Below are 19,603 nucleotides of genomic sequence, written 5' to 3'. Positions count from 1 at the left end.
TTTATCTTTCTAATCGTTTAATCCAATTAGCTAATTGATCAAATCCTTCGTAATGCGTAAGGTCAACACGTAGCGGAGTAATAGATACACAATTATTATTAATAGCAAAAAAATCTGTGCCTCGACCAGAATCTTGCTCAGGCCCCGCCGCACCTACCCAATAGACAGGATGGCCACGGGGGTCTATTTGCCGAATAGTAGGATCTGAACGATGTCGTGTGCCCAGACGAGTGACCTCAAATCCTTTTAAATCAGGATAGGGTAAATCTGGTACATTCACATTTAAAACGGTGCTGGTAGGCAAAGGTTCTTTCACAATATGCTGAATTAACTGATAAGCAACTTTCGCTGCCGTTTCATGATATCGAAATTGCTTTCCTACTAACGAAATAGCTAACGCGGGCAATCCCAGAAACCGTCCTTCCATTGCTGCTGCCACGGTCCCTGAGTACCACACATCATCTCCTAAATTAGGTCCATCATTGATTCCAGTAATCACCATATCGGGCACTTCAGGGAGAAAGCCAGTAATCGCTAAATGTACACAATCCGTTGGTGTACCTTCCACACTAATCATGCCATTTTCTAAATTTTTTATATGCAATGGTGCATTTAATGTTAATGAGTTGCTCGCACCGCTGCGATTACGATCGGGCGCTACAATGTCGACATTTCCTAGCTCAGCGAGAATACGCGCCAATATTATTAACCCTTTTGCGTAAATACCGTCATCATTAGAAATCAACAAGCGTAGCCTTTTTTCGGAGGTATTTTTCATAAAGGAAGCTTAACACTTCGAAATTGATTTGACGACTTGATAAAATATTTCACCTTTTTTGATCATCCCTAAATCATTACGGGCACGCTCTTCGATGGCTTCATTGCTATTTTTTAAATCATCAATATCAGCTTCTAACACTGCATTACGATTCGCGAATGTTTTATTTTCGAGAATTTGCTGATGAATATTCTTATTCAGATGATAAACAGATATAACGCCACCTGAAGAAAACCATAATTGATATTGCAGTAAAATAAACAAGGCGATGAGGATTCCAATAATGGGTCGTATCCAAAAACAACCCGCTTCCATACTAAAAAAGCAATGCTTCCTTACCCGCATAAGGCGCCTGGTCGCCTAATTCGCGTTCAATTTCCAACAAACGATTATACTTTGCTACCCGATCTGAGCGACATAAAGACCCTGTTTTAATTTGGCCCGCCGTCGTTGCTACTGCTAAATCTGCAATCGTGGTATCTTCCGTTTCTCCTGAACGGTGTGAAATAACAACACCATAATTGGCGCTTTTTGCCAAACCGACAGTGGCTAATGTTTCTGTCAGCGTACCAATTTGATTAAGTTTAACTAAAATAGCATTGGCAACGCCTGCTTCAATGCCATATTTTTCTAAAATTTTTGGATTGGTCACGAAAATATCATCACCTACTAATTGCACTTTATTTCCTAACTGTTTTGTCAATAATTTCCACCCTTCACAATCGTTTTCCGACAAACCATCTTCAATCGAAATAATCGGATATTTTTTTGCCCATTCTGTAAAGCGACTAATTAAAGCTTCACTGGTTACTTTGTCATTTTCAAAATTATAAAAACCATCTCTATAAAGTTCTGAACCTGCAGCATCCAAAGCTAAATAAATGTCTTTGCCTGGTTTGTAATGAGCATCATTAATGGCTTCTAAAATTAATTCAAAAGCAGCCTCGTTATGAGGCAAATCAGGTGCAAAACCGCCCTCATCACCAACGGCTGTTATTAACCCGAGAGAAGTTAATCGCTTTTTTAATGCATAAAAAATTTCAGCGCCATAACGAAGTGCTTCAGCGAATGTGGGAGCACCAATAGGCACAATCATAAATTCCTGAAAATCTAAATTATTATTAGCGTGGATACCACCATTGATAACATTCATCATAGGCACTGGCATGCTAAAAGGACCATCACCACCGAGATAACGATATAACGGCAATCTCATATCATTTGCTTCCGCATAGGCTACCGCTAATGAAACTCCCAAAATAGCGTTAGCACCCAAATTGGCTTTATTTTCCGTTCCGTCTAATTCGAGCATAATACGATCGATCTCTTCCTGAGAATGGGGATCTTGGCCTAATAAAGCCTCACGAATAGGACCATTCACATTTTCAACTGCTTGCAATACGCCCTTACCATTATAACGGTTAAAATCATTATCCCGCAATTCGATAGCTTCGCGCTCTCCCGTCGATGCACCGGAAGGAACAGCAGCTCGACCTCGCGCATGTGAAGAAAGCGTAACTCCTACTTCAATGGTAGGATTACCTCGCGAATCTAAAATTTCGCGAGCATCAATGTCACTGATAGTTGCGATCATGACAATTACTATAGCATTAAATATATTTTCAGATAAATATTTAAGGATTACTTGGATCCTAGAATTGATTCAACAAACTAAGATCTATTTCATATTTTCCAGAAATTCAGTTTTCTTAACTGTTTGATCAATAACTTTCAGGGTTTTCAATAATGGCAACGTTTTCGCTAAAGGCCAAGAATTAGGGCCATCGCTTAAAGCGTGATCGGGATCGGGGTGCGTTTCTATAAAAATACCTGCGATACCTACTGCCACGGCCGCACGCGCCAACACTGGTACAAATTCTCGTTGTCCGCCAGAACTGATACCCTGCCACCCCGGTAATTGTACAGAATGGGTTGCGTCAAACACCACTGGGCAAGCTGTTTCTCTCATAATGACTAAAGCACGCATATCAGAAATTAAATTGTTATACCCAAATGAGTAACCACGCTCACACACCATGATATTTTTATTTCCCATCGACCACCCTTTTTCCACCACTTGTTTCATCTCCCAAGGCGATAAAAATTGTCCTTTTTTAATATTTACCGGTTTGCCACACGCAGCGACATTACGAATAAAATTACTTTGCCGACATAAGAAAGCGGGCGTTTGTAATATATCAACCACAGAAGCCACTTCGTTCAGTGGTGTGTCTTCATGGACATCAGTTAAAACTGGAAGCCGCAGCGTTTTTTTAACCTTTTCAAGTACTGACAATCCTTTTTCAATCCCTGGTCCGCGATAACTTAAATAAGAAGAGCGATTGGCTTTATCAAACGATGCCTTAAAAACAAAAGGAATGTCCAGCGCCTGAGTGATCGTTTTAAGTTCATCGGCAACATCCATCACCAGTGTCTCACTTTCAATCACACATGGACCTGCAATCAAAAATAAAGGCTCATTTAAGCCTATCTCAAAACCAGCAATTTTCATACTCTCATTTTGATTTAATTTAAGTTGTATAGAGAAAACAAGCGAAGGATTGCGCTTTTTCTCAACGAAGCATCTAAAGAAAACCTTCAACATCGTCAAGAGTATTCTGGAAAATTCTTGCTTCCCCCACCTGATTTCTTATAGTAAAGAAATGAACTATTAAGCTTTGCTCGGTATAGTTAACTGACTTTGATTCATTGCTTTCCTTCTAGCTTTACTGGTAAGTCAGGATATCCTTTTTTCTCTATCTTCCCAAAAAAAGCCCCTTTTCTCTATTTTTATTTAATCTAGCGTTTAAAATTCCTATCATGGAGCTTTGCCATGCATTCACTTTCATGCAATATTTTGACAATTTCTAGTTTAAACAAATTCGCAAACTCACTGAAGAATTTCGATTGTCTAGAGCAAGCTCGAGCAAATTTTAACAGCTTTGTTCTTTCTGTACCTTTTGGATTAAGAAATTACTTTTTTAACTCCATTATTTCTCTATGTTTTTCTAATTAGGAACGAACTGCCACTCTCTAAAATTAATGTAAAACTTAGAAAATAGTCATCTATTCAGAGCCCATTGAAAATAAGCTTTTAATTCTTCTCGGCACAAGCCATTTATTAAGTCAATCATGTAACCTTTTCATTGTATCACATTTTAATGGGTAATTCTTCATGTTTACTCTCTTAAGGTCAGGCCGAAAAATTAAAAATATCTTCTGGCGCCATGATGCAGAATATTTACGATCAATATTCAATATTCCTGCCAATCATTTCCTGCAATTCTTTTAATTAAGACTTTTTAACAATTTTATAGTATGGTTGCCGGGATGTTGCTTCTAAAATTCAGCATACAAAACCTTCCAGTGGTTTTGGAAATAAATGACCTGACTACCGCATGCTTACTCCGCTTATTAACGCTTTTCTAATCTCTTCGCACTTATCAAATGATATTTCGAGATTCTTGAACTGTTAACTTTCTCCTGCTGAAGAAAAAAATGAAGCTATATCCGAAAAGTAGGCAATTACTTTTACATTCAATCGATGATGATTAAACACTGATTTTACAAGCCTATTTAAAAATATCAATCCGTTCTGTAGGTGAAATTAAGGAAAGCGACACGAAAATTCATAAATCTTAAAACTCATTTTAGTGTGATTCAGAGCATGTAGGAAGTACGACGTTGAAAACTGCCTGTTTCGCAGCTTTTAATGTCCTGCCCCTTGAGCCTGTGTGCTAGGACTAAAACATTTTTTCAGCCATTCATTATCTTTATATGCTTCCTCGATAGTCTTTGCATCCTGTAGCTCCAAGATTATTTAAAATAATCTATAATAATTTTCTTAGAACCTAGCTGCTATCGTACAGATATGATAGAACCTAGCTTCCTCGGCCAGATAGCGCAAATGATGGTAGGCAGTATTGTTGCTTTGTAAAACGAACTAAAAGTTTGTAAAGGTTTTTCTAAATAAATTTTAAAGCTAACTCTAGGATTCATAAGTTAGCTCCAAAACTCATTAATCACGCCACCGACGTCGTTGGAATCACACATGATTTCTCTCTATGCAATCAATATATCCGACTAGGCTGCTGCAGGAGTGGTTTAATTTGGATCTCTAAAAAATTTATTTGCCCTATCTCATCTATATTCTCATATCTAAAAATCTGCCTCTTCTATTATTGTTGAATTCCATAACATGGCGCCTTTACTATCCATTTATTATATAACTTACTATAAATAAAATGAAAATGCTGCATTATGAAAACTTGACAATAAACTCAATAATTTCCTGCCCACATTGCTATCATCAATTATCATCAATCAGTTAAATTTAGTAATCAATTAAAAACTACTTAAATTTTATAAGAATACGCAAAAATTGCGCCAAAAGCAGTTGCTACAAGGTAAGTGTTAATCACGGAAATACCTACGGCATCTTTGTAATATGAATCCGCACAACTTGCAACATTTGGACGCACACCGTTACAGAAGACTCAAATGAACTAGTTAAGGTTTTTTATCGCTACTTTCCATATACAACAATTTTTATTTCGCTAAATTATATCTCTCTGCTGTATCTCTTTACTGTATCTTTGGCAAGTCCAACCTTTTAGGTTCCGTTAAACCATAACGTTAGCCTCCTTGACTGTAGCGTTAACCAGATTATGTGCGGTTATATTTTTAAAGCCCTCACAGCACGCGATTATCCAAAATGAAGATAGGATAGTTTTTCGAGCCCAAGCCGCTTTGCTGAATTAAGAATACCATTAAACATTAAATTGAGCTAGATTAACGGGAATATAAATATAAATGGATATTCAGTTGTTTTACTGCTTTTTCTATCAGAAAATATTTTGCTATTTTTTTCTTTAAGGTAATGAATATTTTTATTCTCAATTTCTTTAATTGCCGAAGACCCAGTTGTTCAGACTGGTCAGAAGAGATAAATCGTGTAAAATGGTCACATTACACCGTTAATAAACTTTTTCCTATACAAGAAGAGTCATTGCTTTGTAATATGGGACGGTTGAAGGTTAAAGACTGGCGAAAGACGATTGAATGATAATAAAATGCGAGTAGGGAACTTGAGAGTAACTTAATCAATAATACTTTTCATTTGTTTCTTTTCTAATTTCAATTTTTGGGGTATTTACTTAAAAAACTATAGCCCATTTGTTCCAATGGATTGTTAGCGAAGAGACTGCTAAAGCGACCGTTTTGATTTCAGCTGCTGCTGCCTAGCTGCCTTGATAAAACCGATAAACAAGGGATGACCTCTGCGAGGAGTTGAAGTAAATTCAGGATGAAATTGGCAGCCTATGAACCACGGATGATCCAGCAACTCAATCATCTCAACTAACCGGTTATCAATCGAACGTCCGGAAACAATAAGTCCTCTTTCTTCTAAATGATTAATACAATCATTATTAATTTCATAACGATGGCGATGTCGTTCAATAACGATATCTTTACCGTAAAATCGGTGCGCAAGTGTATTGGATTTTAATCGACAGGACTGTCCACCTAAGCGCATTGTTCCTCCTAAATTTTCTCCATCTCGTTTTCTTTTTTCAATTATACCTTCTTTCGATAACCATTTGCTGACTAATGCCACAACAGGGTAAGGCGTTTGGAGATCGAATTCTGTGCTGTTGGCACCCTTCATTTCTGCTTTATTTCGGGCAAATTCAATGACAGCAATTTGCATACCTAAGCAAATTCCCAAATAAGGGATATCATTTTCACGCGCGTATCGTGCCGCCAGAATTTTTCCTTCAATACCTCGCGCACCAAATCCACCTGGGACCAAAATGGCATCTGCACTTTCCAATAAACCAGTTCCATATAATTCAATGGCTTCGGAATCAATATATTCAATATTTACTCGCGTGTCTGTATGAATTCCAGCATGAACTAATGCTTCACTTAATGACTTATAAGAATCTGAGAGGTCAACATATTTCCCTACCATCGCAACAGTCACAGCATGCCTAGGATTTTTTTGCGCCTCCACAACCTTTTTCCAGTCTTCTAAATTAGCTGAGCACGTTTTAATTTTTAGTTTTTCGCAAATACGATCCCCTAATCCTTGATCACGTAAAATTAAAGGAATCTCGTAAATAGATTTTACGTCAGATAAAGAAATCACATTAGGACCAGTAACATTAGTAAATAAAGCAATTTTTGCGCGTTCAGTATCAGATAGAGGGTGCTCTGAACGACACACTAAAATATCCGGCTGAATACCGATCGAACGCAATTCTTTAACGGAATGTTGAGTGGGTTTCGTTTTAATTTCACCAGCAACCGCCACATAAGGAACTAATGTTAAATGAATGAATAAAGTCTTCTCTTCACCTAATTCTATACGCATTTGACGAATGGCTTCTAAAAATGGCAACGATTCAATATCACCTACCGTGCCGCCGATTTCAACCAACGCAACGTCAACATTATCAGCTCCTTCTCGAATTTTTGCTTTGATTTCATCGGTAATATGGGGAATGACCTGAATGGTTCCCCCAAATAATCTCCGCGTCTTTCTTTACGAATCACATCAGCATAAACGCGGCCCGCAGTGAAATTATTTTTTTTGGTCATGGTAGCATTTATAAACCGTTCATAGTGCCCCAAATCTAAATCGGTTTCAGCACCGTCTTCAGTTACAAATACTTCCCCATGTTGGGAAGGACTCATGGTTCCAGAATCTACATTAATATAGGGATCCAATTTAATCAGGGTGACTGTGAGACTAAGACCTTGAGCTTCGAGAATAGCCCCCAGGGATGCAGAAGTGATACCCTTACCTAAAGAAGAAACTACACCGCCAGTAACAAAGATATATCGTGTCATAAGACCCGTCCGTTTCTCTACGGAAGGCTATTTTAACAAAAGCAAGAAGACGTGAGAACTGTTTCCTTTAAGCACAGTCTGGCTCAAAACGCTACGATTGAGTTAAATATATACTTTTTTACAAGCTAAATAGCATGGATTAATAAAATAGCAACCAATTCGCAAAGTCTTGCGCGGGATCTCGCTGTTCTGTATCACTTTTTAAGAACAAAGCCAAGCTCGCAACGTATATAACTAGTGGAATTAGTAAGTTTACCCTAAATATTGTCGCTATTTATTTCGGTAACTCAAATGATTTATCTTTTATACATTTATCTGTCGCGTACATGGCGCATCGCCTAGACTAAGTGGAGTGAAATACCGATAATGTTTAGTGAAGCTAAATCTTAAAATTTAAGTCTCATAATTACTTTCCTATTTTTGATATATACGTTATCACTAAATCTTTATATCACCGGCAACGTCACACCTCGTTGGCCTTGGTATTTCCCGACGCGATCTTTATAGGAAATATCACAAGCTTCATCAGACTCAAGAAACAACATTTGCGCCACGCCTTCGTAAGCGTAAATTTTAGCAGGTAGATTTGTCGTATTAGAAAATTCTAATGTGACATGACCTTCCCATTCAGGCTCTAGAGGAGTCACATTAACAATAATCCCACAACGCGCATAGGTAGATTTTCCTAAACAAATGGTTAATATGTTGCGTGGTATTTTAAAACATTCAATGGTACGTGCCAGCACAAATGAATTCGGTGGCACAATGCAAACGTCGGTTTTTAGATCAAAAAATCCTCTCGGGTCAAAATTTTTAGGATCTACGATAGAGGTATGTATATTGGTGAAAATTTTGAATTCACCAGCGCAACGGACATCATAACCATAACTTGATGTTCCATAAGAAACTACTTTTCCTGAAGACGTCTGACGGACCTGCTCTGACTCAAAGGGGATAATCATCCCTTGGGATTTAGCCATATGGCGAATCCATTTATCAGACTTAATTGGCATTACTTTGTTCCTTCTACAACAACATTTTGAAATTTTACGGCATAATTAATTGGCTGTAATGATAATTGTTCGACTAAAGCGAAAGCGATTTCACGGTAACTATTTGCTAATGAACTTTTAGGATCAGAAAAGGTAATAGGAATTCCCGCATCGGCGTTTTTTCGAATTATACCATTTAAAGGGACCTTGCCTAATAAAGGGATATGATTCTCAGCCGCCATCGATTCACCGCCACCGCTTCCGAAAATGGCTTCTTCCTGGCCACAGTGGGAACAAACATAGATAGCCATATTTTCGATGATTCCTAAAACCGTAATACCCAATTTTTTAAACATAGAGAGCGCCTTTCCAGCATCTAATAAGGAAACATCTTGAGGCGTGGTAACTATAACAGCCCCTACTATCGGCACTTTCTTCGCCAATGTCAAAGGAATATCGCCGGTACCAGGGGGTAAATCAAGGATTAGAAAATCGAGATCCTTCCACAGTGTATCATAAAGCAATTGTTGCAATGCTTGGCTCACCATCGGCCCACGCCAAATCATCGGTGTTTTTATATCGGTGAGATAGCCAATAGAGTTCGATTGAATACCATATTTTCGAATCGGTATCAATTTTTTATCGGGCCGTATTGTAAGTCTTTCCCGAACCCCCAGCATGAGAGGCTGGTTTGGTCCATGGATATCCGCATCCAACAATCCTACTTCAGCCCCTGCCTCGCTAAGCGCCAAAGCGAGATTAACAGCCATCGTCGATTTCCCTACTCCACCTTTTCCAGATGCCACCGCAATAATGTTTTTAATTTCTGGTATTCCTTTCTGTCCCATTTGGACAGCATGTGAACTAATAGTTCGGCGTTTTATTCTTTCTGTAATAGATTGCATGGATCTGAATTTTACCATAATTTATCCCTCCTTAATTAACACAGCTATTTTTCTGAATAGGAGTAATTTGCTGACGATTTCCCTAAAGATAAATTTCCCCTACGTTTTCCTAGGTAAATCTTGAGTCCTGTGAAAGAGAAGCTAATGATATTAACGCACAATGCGTTACAGTTTTAAGTTTTAAATAGAAAATGTAACTCGCGCTCTATATTCGAGATTCAAGTAGCTTTCTTTAAAACCAAAATCATCATATCACTATCTGGATAAATCGAGAATCTAAAAAAGAAGGAGAAAATGTGGATGCGAGATGTTTTTCTTCATCTTATTTTTTAGGGAAACCAGAATATATCCACATAAAAGGTGTTACTTTAAACATAAGCGAAAAAAAGGACGAGTATATTACGTGCAGGAGAAGTCCGAGACTTTTTAAATGTGAACCAGAGAATTGTGTTATCAAACATCTCGCGTCCCTGAGCTCCACCTCGCAGCAAATTCACCTAAAAACTATACCAAAACTCTCCATGTCTCATTCTTTAAAAGTTAGATAAAGGATAACTGATTGATTAGCTTGACAATCAAAGATTCTCTAACCCCACCAGTATTACTCCCTTATTTTTATTATCTTCATAAATAGACGTATAATGCGATTTTCTAAATCTGTCATTCTGGTAAAGTTAATTAAATGGTCTAATAGGGGAACACTGTGTGTGGTATTGTAGGAGCTGTCGCTGAGCGTCCTATAGCTGATATTTTGCTCCAAGGGCTGATACGTCTGGAATATCGTGGTTATGATTCGGCAGGAATCGCTGTTCTCCATCCTCAAACTTCTAAAATTCAATGTGTTAGAGTTAAAGGCAGAGTTGCCGTTCTTATGGAAAAGCTTAAAAAAAGCATTTACAAGGTCACACAGGCATTTCACATACACGCTGGGCAACCCATGGAAAACCGACAAAAAACAATGCACACCCTCACTGTTCTGAAAATAGCATCGCTGTCGTACATAATGGTATTATTGAAAATCACGAAGTACTTCGACAAAAACTTTCAAAACTCGGGTATCAATTTAAAACTGAAACCGATACAGAAGTCATTGTACATTTAATTCATCATTACAGTAAAAAAGAAAAAGAATTATTGTTTGCCGTAGAATGTGCTGTAAAAGAATTAGTGGGCGCTTATGCGCTTGGCATTATTTCAGTGAATGAACCTCATACGCTGTATGCGGTTCGTCGTGGTAGTCCTTTAGTCATCGGCTTAGGGATTGGTGAGCAATTTATTACCTCAGATCTGGCTGCGTTATTGGCAGTAGCACAGCGTTTTATTTATCTAGAAGAAGGTGACATCGCTAAAATTAGCATTAATTCAGTGGCTGTTTATAATGAAGTTGGTAAATTGGTTAAACGAACCGCGCATAACGCCAAAGTCAACTATGAAATTATAACAAAAGGAAAATTTCGTCATTACATGCAAAAAGAAATTTTTGAACAGCCTCAAGCGGCGTTGAATACTATTTCTGGCCATTTAATTAATAATCGTATTAATCCAAAAAGTTTGGGCAATAAAGCTGAAGCCATATTTAAAAATACAAAACGTCTTCAGCTCGTAGCGTGCGGAACCAGTTACCACGCTGCGCTTGTTGGACGCTATTGGTTAGAAGCATTAGCAGATATCCCTTGTCAAGTGGAAATTGCGAGTGAAAATAGATATCGAAAAGGTGTCGTTGAACCTAATACTTTATTTATTGCTCTATCCCAATCCGGTGAAACGGCTGATACACTTGCAGCATTACGGCAGGCAAAAAAATTAAGGTATGCAGCAACTTTAGGTATTTGTAATGTTCCAACAAGTTCAATCGCGCGAGAAGCGGATTTAGTTTTTCTTACGCTAGCTGGTATTGAAATTAGTGTTGCTGCAACAAAGACGTTCACGACACAACTGGTTTCGTTATTATTATTGGCAGCACTTCTAAGACGTCAAGATAATGATCATGGGACAATCATAAAACATTTACAAAACTTACCTACTTTACTTCAAAAGACTTTAGCATTAGAGCCATTGATAAAACGATTATCCAGACGTTTTATCACTAAAGAACACGTTTTATTCCTCGGTCGCGGTGCACTTTTTCCCATTGCTTTGGAGGGGGCACTAAAACTAAAAGAAATTTCTTATATACACGCCGAAGCATATCCCGCAGGAGAACTGAAACACGGACCTCTTGCGCTCGTCAATAGGGGAACGCCAGTCATTGTCGTTGCGCCTAATGATCATCTAATTGAAAAACTGGAATCTAATATGCAGGAAGTACAAGCGCGGGGTGGGGAATTATTCGTATTTTTAGATGAGAAAGTACATTGGCAATCAAAAAATCGCCGTAGTTTAGCAATAAGGATACCTACCATGTCTGATATAATTGCACCGATTGGTTATACAATTCCTTTACAATTATTAGCCTATCATGTGGCTGTTTTTAAAGAAATTGATGTTGACCAACCTCGCAATTTAGCAAAATCAGTTACGGTAGAATAGGAAAAGTAGCTCAAACATCGGCTAGTATCTTGTTATCTTAACCAGAGAACTAGGTTTACTGCTATCATGATGCCAAGTTAATGGTGAATCCAGCTCTAGATGGAAGTAGAATCTTTTAATTTCACCGATTTTTGTGCACATATTCAAAATAACTATGATGTAAACAATTTGTTTTTTAAAGATCTTATATGCCATTCATCCTTAAATATCTCGCTAGCAAATAGCCGCAGGATTAAGCTAGGCTGAGTCAATTTTCAAATTTATAGTCCCCAGAACTATTTTATCCTTTATGATTGAGCAGCAAGTCAGTCAATGTGGCAGATTTACCACATTACTATTTTAACGCCGCGCTTAACAGTTATGGAGATTATAGGGCACATTTTAACTTCAATAGATTATTGCGCGACCACTGGAAAAAATCAGCAGAGTGGCAATGTTGCGGGATTGCCTGTAGAATGAGCCAAAGGTGATTGTAGTTAAATTTCACAAAATTTTATAGAAATCAAATAAATTTCTATCAATTAAGCCCTATCAGCAGGAAAGCTAATAACGTCGTCAATTCTTTTTGTTTTAGCTTTGATCATTAATAGTCGATCAAAACCTAGTGCCACTCCTGAGCAGGAAGGCAACCCTGTTTCTAATGCAGCGAGAAAACGCTGATCGATAGCTATTTTAGGAAGGCCGACGGCTTTTCGCTTGAAATTGTCTTGTTTGAATCGTCGACGTTGCTCTCTAGCGTCCACTAATTCTTCAAAACCATTTGCGCACTCCAGTCCTTCAATATAAACCTCAAAACGCAAAGCCACATTGGAATCCTGTGGGTCAATTTTAGCCAAAGCAGCTTGAGAAGCCGGAAAATCATGCACGAATAAAGGTTGGCTGAATCCAAGAGTTGGTTCAATGACATGAGCGAATAAAAACTGTAATAAAATATTACGATCGTTATAGTCACTAACATTTTGCAGTGAAAATTTTTTACCTAGTTTATGCAATTCGGGTAGAGACAGCTGAAATGGACTGATCGATAGATTATCCAAAAATAATTGTTCGTATGTTTTACGAATTGTCTTTTTTGATTGAATGGTTACTTGTAATAATGCATCGATTTCATCCATTAAATCATGATAGTTAAATCCTGGGCGATACCATTCTAAAAGTGTAAATTCTGGATTGTGTTGAGAGCTAATTTCACCGTTACGAAAAGCTTTGCAAATTTGATAGATTGGCCCGCTTCCAGCAGCAAGTAAACGTTTCATCGCATATTCTGGAGAGGTTTGTAAATAATAATGACGTTTTTCATTTTCATTGTAATAAGTGGTTTGAAAACTACGGAGATGCATATCGGTGACAGTGTGTTGTGATAAAAGTGGTGTCTCGACCTCTAAAACACCTCGCTTTGCAAAAAACCGTCGAACTTCGCCGTACAATTCTGCCCGCAGTTTCTGATTATCAAGGGAAGCAGTGGGTTGCCACGTTAAATTAGACATTGGTGTGACCTCTCAACCTAAATATTTGGTGAGCTATTATACTTGTTTTCAACTTAATTAGGTGTCGTTGGGTACTGGGGCCAGCGTAACATTCATTTCATTAGATTCTTATCCGTCCCAGTGGAAATAACGGAGATGATTAAGGATCTGTATTATTTAGCCCGGGAGACATATTCTCCACGTCGTGTATCAACTCTAATGATTTCGCCTTCCTTTAAGAATAAAGGGAGGCGGATAACAGCGCCGGTTTCCAACTTAGCATTTTTTGTACCACCTGAAGCCGTATCTCCACGAACGCCAGGTTCTGTTTCTGTGATTTTCAACTCAACAAAGTTAGGGGGTCAACCAATAAAGGAGCTCCATTCCACATCGTGACTGCACAGAGTGCTTCTTCTTTAATCCATTGTTTTGCATTGCCAACCACTTTAGAAGTAACGGCGTACTGTTCATAAGTATCGTGTACCATAAAATGCCAAAACTCACCATCATTGTATAAATACTGCATTTCAACTTCAACGACATCAGCGGCTGGTAGAAATTCCCCTGATTTAAATGTCCGTTCTAATAGACGACCAGTTTTTAGATTACGGAATTTTACCCGGTTAAAGGCCTGTCCTTTGCCTGGTTTTACGAATTCATTTTCTATGACGTTACAAGGATCTCCGTCAATCATGACTTTTAGTCCGCCCCGAAACTCATTGGTGCTGTAAGTTACCATAATGATCCCTTTGTTGTGATTGGCCAGTGCGATGGTTATCATAGGGTTATGTCAACGATCTTGCAAGTTGCTATATCCATACCCCTCTATCAATGCTTTGATTATCTGATACCTGAATCAATTCCGCATGCCAAATTACGACCGGGTATGCTTTTAAAGGTTCCTTTTGGCCACCGGAAATGTACGGGAGTATTACTCAATTTGACATCCCATTCGCCACTGCCCACTGCGCGACTTAAAGCTATCCACACCGTTCTTGATAGAGCACCACTTCCTTTGTCGTTACTTCAATTGTGTCGTTTCGCTAGCGATTATTATCATTACCCCATCGGTGAGGTTATTTTCAGTGCATTGCCGCGTTTAATTCGACAAGGGGAAAAAGTGAATGGCAGAAAAATTGATGATGATCCTCTACTTAAATTACCCCAAGTCGTTCAGCTAAATCCCTACCAACGACATGCCGTCGATGAGATTGTTAAGCAAAAAGAATTTCAGCCTTATTTACTAGCCGGTGTGACCGGTAGCGGAAAAACTGAGGTTTATTTACGTTGTATTGAAACACTAATAAAACAAAACAAACAAATATTGATTTTAATTCCTGAAATTGGATTAACTCCTCAAACGCTAAAACGATTTCGCGAACGATTTAATGTACCTATTGTCGTTTTACATTCGAATTTAACTGATAAAAAACGAGCACAAGCATGGTTGATGGCAAAAAATGGTATTGCTAAAATTGTCATTGGTACACGCTCTACTATCTTTACACCACTGCTAAATCCAGGAATTATCATTTTGGACGAAGAGCATGATCTTTCATTTAAGCAGCAATCTGGTTTTCGTTACTCGGCACGAGACTTAGCTGTAATTCGTGGCCAGATTGAAAATATTCCTGTGGTGTTGGGTACCGCAACACCTTCTTTTGAAAGTTTCTATAACGTAAAATATAAACGTTACCGATTACTATCGTTACCTAATCGTGCAGGAAGTGCTCATTTACCGACCGTGACTGTAGTTGATTTAAGGAAGAAAAAATTAATAGCAGGAATGAGTGAAGACTTATTATTTTCCGTTGAGAGGCATATTAAAAATAACGGCCAAGTGCTGCTTTTTTAAATAGACGAGGTTATGCGCCAACATTATTATGTCACGATTGTGGCTGGATAATTCACTGTCATCGTTGCGATGCACGATTAACTTTGCATTCCTGTCCTAAACGACTTTATTGCCACCATTGTGGCATTAGCAAAAAATTCCTTCTTACTGCTCACAGTGCAAGCATTGTGAGCTGATTGAGATGGGATTAGGAACAGAACAGCTGGAATTAAGGTTACAAGAACGTTTTCCTGATTACAGCATCGTGCGCATCGACCGCGATAGTACACGTACAAAAGATAGCATGGAAGATAAATTAAATCTCGTACGTAATCGAGAAGTGTCAATTTTAATTGGCACACAAATGATTGCAAAAGGTCATCATTTTACTCATTTAACATTGGTAGCGATTATTAATATAGACAGTGGTTTTTATAGCGCCGATTTCCGTGCAGCAGAGCGCATGGGGCAATTATTAACGCAAGTTGCTGGTCGCGCTGGACGCGTTGTACAAAAGGGTGAAGTGTTTATTCAGACACATCATCCGGACAATCCATTTTTAATTATTTTATTAAAAGAAGGATATGAAGCTTTTACAAAAGCATTGTTAAGTGAACGAAAAATGGCTGATTTACCCCCTTATACATATCTTGCTTTACTACGCGCTGAAGCAGTTAGACAAAATTTACCACATGATTTTTTAGTAACGATAAAGCAGCAGCTCATTAATATCATCGATAAAGAAGTTAATTTATTTGGTCCTATTCCTGCTGTAATGGAACGTAAGGCAGGTCGTTATCGTCATCAATTATTATTTCAAGCAAAAAACCGAACCAGTTTACACAAAATGTTAAAAAAATTAATTACCTTGCTTACCAATCAACGAACACAAGTTCGCTGGTCACTGGACGTCGACCCGCAAGAAATAGTTTAGCGTAACATTTCATAAATTTTTTCTCCAGACTAATGGGCTTGTGAGAATCAGACGCCCGCAGCACAGATTTTCCTGTGTAAAATCTGTGCTGCTAATCAATATTGAATCCGCAGCGTTGGAGTATGCTTTTAAATGTATTGTTAGGTGGTGGAATTAATTGGATAGCTGAAAGCTCGTTTCGTAACGGATAATGACGGCGTAAATTTTCAAATTGATCGGGGTTTCTGAGAAGTGATTCACGCATATTTCGTGTTTCATTGGCCGGATTATATATTTTTAGCAAAACATCTTCGAGAGTGTCACAATTTTCAATCTTAAGCACTGTTGTTTTTTCTTGTAACTGTTTTAGCTTTTTAAATTGACGAATTTCGGGTAATGCGGGTAAGTAAAAATGTTTGAGAAACGCTTCATAAATTGAAAAGGTTGCCTGTAATTTTGCAGATTCACTATAGCCAGCAATGTGTGGAGTTCCAATAATGACTTTTTTTAATAATTCTAGATTAATTCTGGGTTCATTTTCCCACACATCAAGACAAGCAATGACATGATCTTGCTTTAATAATGCATTGTTATCAACAACGGATCCTCGCCCTGCATTCAATAAAATAGTCCCTGGCTTCATTTTTGAAAGCAAAGGTTCACTGATTAAATGATAAGTGGGAAATTTCCCGGATTTGATTAATGGCGTATGTAAACAAAAAGATCTACGTTCGTAAGTGATTCTAGAGGCGTTGAAATAAAATCGTTTTCTAATTTAGCACGTGGTGGATCATTATGGAGAACTGTAAAACCAATTTTTTTAATCGGGCTGACACCATAGAACCAACACGACCTACACCAACCACCGCTGCTGTTGTTTTTTCACGCGAGAGAAGATTACTTTTTTGTAAAAAAGCTACACAATGCAGCACATATTCCGCAACCGCAATCGCGTTAACACCAGCAGCAAAAGCCCAGGCGATAGACTGATTCTTAAGCGATACTTGATCGATATGATCAAATCCTGCCGTTGCACTTCCCACAAATTCTACTGAGGTCCCCTTTAACAAATTGGTATTTACAAGAGTTATTGATCGAGTAAGCAACGCATTGACGTCTAGAAGATCACGCCTTTCTATCCGCTCCCCAGGTTTTAAAATAAGTTCACCCCACTCACCAAATAACTCTGACACAAAAGGGATATGATCATCAGCCAGGATCTTTATCATAAGGAAAAGGCTTCATAAAAATATTATAAAAATTTAAGCTTTTGCAGATCACATAATACATGTATCTTACTCACTTGTTAACAGGAGTCCATATATTTGGAGTAAATACTCGTAGTCATATCATAGAGCCATTTCAATCGCGCAAAGATCTGAATAGGGCAAAGATAATTTCATGAATAATTGCATCCAAAAATTGCCAAATATAACTAATTAAAATGAATATATTGAATATTCAATGATTAGTTTTATTTAATTCGATACAGCATTGCAGATCAGGTGGTGGTTAAATCTCGTATATGAAATAAATTTAATTCGCACATCAACTCTCCTATAGTGCTAAATTTAACAAAACCGTACAGATTACAATAAACAGAGATTATAAATTAACCCAGATGCAATAGAATTCCATGAAATTTCCTTGAGTTGACTTGCCGATGAAACTAAGCAATACCAGAAAGAACGCCTATAACGCAATTCAAGTGACTGCACTCCATCGAATCTCAGCTGCAAAATCGGAGCCTCATTAATAACAGCATCATATATCTGCCGTAAACCGCTTTTAACATTTTTTAATTCATTGGAAAGCGGAACTCATAAGAGTTTGATAAAGAAGTATTCTTTCATATCACGCAAATCTAGCCTTACCTGGCTCTTCAAAATAAAAACCAGCATAATAATCCCTAGAAGCATAGGCATATATACTACACCTTATTGCATCCTTCACCTTTTAGTCAAGAGTAAAAAAGCTTCAAAAATGATCAAAGAAATAACAAATAAAATTATAAAAGCCAGTGTTTTTTGATTGAATAAAATGGTGATCTTCTATAGTACAGGTGTTTTAATGTTCCTTCTGTCTATAGAAGTAAGAAGCGGTGCCGAACTTTCTTTACCTTCTTCACAAGAAACAATAATAGAGGATATCAGAAAAATTTTATTTATCAATAATATATAATAATATCGATCTCAACTAAACTTAATTGAGACAACTAAAATAAATCTCGTTAATGATCTCGTTTTTACGCGGTATAGCAGATGCTTATATTATTGGAAAAGCCTTAAGTCTTATAGGTACGTACCAGACCAAGTGAATGCACGCAAAGAAATACAGTTCTAATCGAAAAGAATTATTTTAAATATGTCGATAAGTTTCTACATCTAAATTTAGATACCCATTTTTATTCCATAGCCATGTAAATAATTCCGGTTGCAATAATGATTAGATGAGTAATAAAAAATATTCAATGATCATTAATACTTTGTTGATTCTTTTTTTGATGCCCTGCAGATTGAGAATTAAGAGCAGTAATAAGATGAGTAGCTCTGTAAAGAATTGTTTTTTAATACTAAACCTGAATATGATAATAAAACAGAATCACTTTCATCAACAATAAACACCAATGTGTTTTGAAGAAGAAAACAAGGGTAACTTAAATAGTCTTAGATTGTATTGTCATCAAAATAGTCACATAATCGATAACAGCTGTAATATCATACCCTAATCGAGAAAGTGTACAGCTAAGCATCGATAGTTGCGTAGTAATTCACTAAATTTGCAAGACAAAGATTGTTTAAACATTACAACTCACAACTAATCGGCCGCTACTACGACATACTACATAATAACTACTATAACGAGCTGCGCGAGCATAAGCAATTTTACCAATGAATTTTACGAATATCCTTACGTAAATATTGAAAGCAAAATTGACTTTTGCTGTGTTCATTATTACATCAGTAGTGTTCAAATGAACAGGTTTTTCTGCTCTATACAAGTAGACGCTCTTCAGGTAGGTTCAGTAGATTCGGAATCTTGCATATAGCGTTGAGTGAGATAAGCCGGCAATTTAAATTTAACGGCAAGCCACATAACAAATATACATAAAATACCAGCAACAACAAAGTCCCAGCCGAAGTGGATAATTCCTTTTCCGCCACCAAAATTACCGAGATAAGAAATTAACGTGATACCAAAAAAATAAGGCCAGATCCAAACGGAGGCGTACCAATCAAAAGAAAAGCGTTTAGAAGGTTCGATAAAATAACGATGAACTAACAAAAGAGCGAACCCAATCAGCATCGTAATCCCTAATTTAGAGATGATT

Annotated in this window: 14 protein-coding genes and 3 pseudogenes; 5 read left to right on the top strand and 12 right to left on the bottom strand. The window is 37.5% G+C overall.

All coding sequences use genetic code 11. The features are described from left to right. Position 1: 1 nt before the first annotated feature. The 7 genes and pseudogenes from surE to apbC form a co-directional block, all read right to left on the bottom strand. Positions 2-778 carry a 5'/3'-nucleotidase SurE gene (surE, locus tag LG660_RS03820; protein ID WP_258267345.1) on the bottom strand — a complete coding sequence of 259 codons (777 nt, stop codon included), beginning with the start codon at positions 776-778 and terminating at the stop codon, positions 2-4. Positions 779-787: 9 nt separating this feature from the next. Then, positions 788-1,072, bottom strand: coding sequence for a cell division protein FtsB (ftsB, locus tag LG660_RS03815; RefSeq protein ID WP_258267746.1), 285 nt, complete (start codon positions 1,070-1,072; stop codon positions 788-790). A 22-nt stretch (positions 1,073-1,094) separates the two neighbouring features. Continuing rightward, positions 1,095-2,372, bottom strand: coding sequence for a phosphopyruvate hydratase (gene eno, locus LG660_RS03810; RefSeq protein ID WP_258267344.1), 1,278 nt, complete (start codon positions 2,370-2,372; stop codon positions 1,095-1,097). Between the two features lie 84 nt (positions 2,373-2,456). After that, complete coding sequence (kdsA, locus tag LG660_RS03805) at positions 2,457-3,290, bottom strand: 3-deoxy-8-phosphooctulonate synthase (RefSeq protein ID WP_258267343.1); 834 nt, start codon at positions 3,288-3,290, stop codon at positions 2,457-2,459. Between the two features lie 2,644 nt (positions 3,291-5,934). Then, positions 5,935-7,633 (bottom strand): annotated as a pseudogene (gene pyrG, locus LG660_RS03800) (CTP synthase). Positions 7,634-8,079: 446 nt separating this feature from the next. Further along, the gene (gene dcd, locus LG660_RS03795) at positions 8,080-8,646 is read right to left on the bottom strand and encodes a dCTP deaminase (RefSeq protein WP_258267342.1); all 567 of its coding nucleotides are present in this window, start codon (positions 8,644-8,646) and stop codon (positions 8,080-8,082) included. Further along, positions 8,646-9,548, bottom strand: coding sequence for an iron-sulfur cluster carrier protein ApbC (gene apbC, locus LG660_RS03790; RefSeq protein ID WP_258267341.1), 903 nt, complete (start codon positions 9,546-9,548; stop codon positions 8,646-8,648). The genes dcd and apbC overlap by 1 nt, the downstream gene beginning before the upstream one ends. Before the next feature lie 685 nt (positions 9,549-10,233). On the opposite strand from apbC, the pseudogene glmS reads away from it, so the two are divergent. Together glmS and LG660_RS03780 are read left to right on the top strand one after the other, a co-directional pair. Further along, a pseudogene (glmS, locus tag LG660_RS03785) lies at positions 10,234-12,059 on the top strand (glutamine--fructose-6-phosphate transaminase (isomerizing)). Positions 12,060-12,371: 312 nt separating this feature from the next. Continuing rightward, entirely contained in the window at positions 12,372-12,518 is a 147-nt protein-coding gene (locus LG660_RS03780; RefSeq protein WP_258267340.1) for a hypothetical protein, read from the top strand. A 62-nt stretch (positions 12,519-12,580) separates the two neighbouring features. Here LG660_RS03780 and epmA read toward each other — a convergent pair whose 3' ends face one another. Both epmA and efp read right to left on the bottom strand, forming a co-directional pair. After that, entirely contained in the window at positions 12,581-13,546 is a 966-nt protein-coding gene (epmA, locus tag LG660_RS03775; RefSeq protein ID WP_258267339.1) for an elongation factor P--(R)-beta-lysine ligase, read from the bottom strand. Between the two features lie 152 nt (positions 13,547-13,698). Then, positions 13,699-14,264: pseudogene (gene efp / locus LG660_RS03770) on the bottom strand (elongation factor P). A gap of 48 nt (positions 14,265-14,312) precedes the next feature. Here efp and priA (LG660_RS03765) point away from each other — a divergent pair. The 3 genes from priA (LG660_RS03765) to priA (LG660_RS03755) all read left to right on the top strand — a co-directional run bounded on the left by priA (LG660_RS03765) (position 14,313) and on the right by priA (LG660_RS03755) (position 16,293). After that, a complete protein-coding gene (gene priA, locus LG660_RS03765) occupies positions 14,313-15,380 on the top strand; it encodes a replication restart helicase PriA (RefSeq protein WP_258267338.1) in 1,068 nt (355 codons plus the stop codon). A gap of 83 nt (positions 15,381-15,463) precedes the next feature. After that, positions 15,464-15,556, top strand: coding sequence for a hypothetical protein (locus tag LG660_RS03760; RefSeq protein ID WP_258267337.1), 93 nt, complete (start codon positions 15,464-15,466; stop codon positions 15,554-15,556). A 5-nt stretch (positions 15,557-15,561) separates the two neighbouring features. Continuing rightward, positions 15,562-16,293 (top strand): replication restart helicase PriA, encoded by a 732-nt coding sequence (priA, locus tag LG660_RS03755; RefSeq protein ID WP_258267336.1) that lies wholly within the window; start codon positions 15,562-15,564, stop codon positions 16,291-16,293. Between the two features lie 91 nt (positions 16,294-16,384). On the opposite strand, the gene LG660_RS04455 is transcribed toward priA (LG660_RS03755), so the two are convergent. From LG660_RS04455 to LG660_RS03740, 3 genes are all read right to left on the bottom strand, one after another. Further along, positions 16,385-16,927, bottom strand: a complete 543-nt coding sequence (locus tag LG660_RS04455; protein ID WP_373566684.1) for a DUF3410 domain-containing protein — start codon at positions 16,925-16,927, stop codon at positions 16,385-16,387. Between the two features lie 115 nt (positions 16,928-17,042). Beyond that, positions 17,043-17,501, bottom strand: a complete 459-nt coding sequence (locus tag LG660_RS04450; RefSeq protein ID WP_258267335.1) for a Rossmann-fold NAD(P)-binding domain-containing protein — start codon at positions 17,499-17,501, stop codon at positions 17,043-17,045. A 1,783-nt stretch (positions 17,502-19,284) separates the two neighbouring features. Then, on the bottom strand, positions 19,285-19,578 hold the full coding sequence (locus tag LG660_RS03740; RefSeq protein WP_258267334.1) for a hypothetical protein: 294 nt from the start codon (positions 19,576-19,578) through the stop codon (positions 19,285-19,287). Between the last annotated feature and the right edge of the window lie 25 nt (positions 19,579-19,603).

This window comes from Coxiella-like endosymbiont, from assembly GCF_024730665.1.
In the GTDB taxonomy this organism is placed as follows: domain Bacteria; phylum Pseudomonadota; class Gammaproteobacteria; order Coxiellales; family Coxiellaceae; genus Coxiella.
This window is presented reverse-complemented; position numbering and strand designations above follow the sequence as displayed.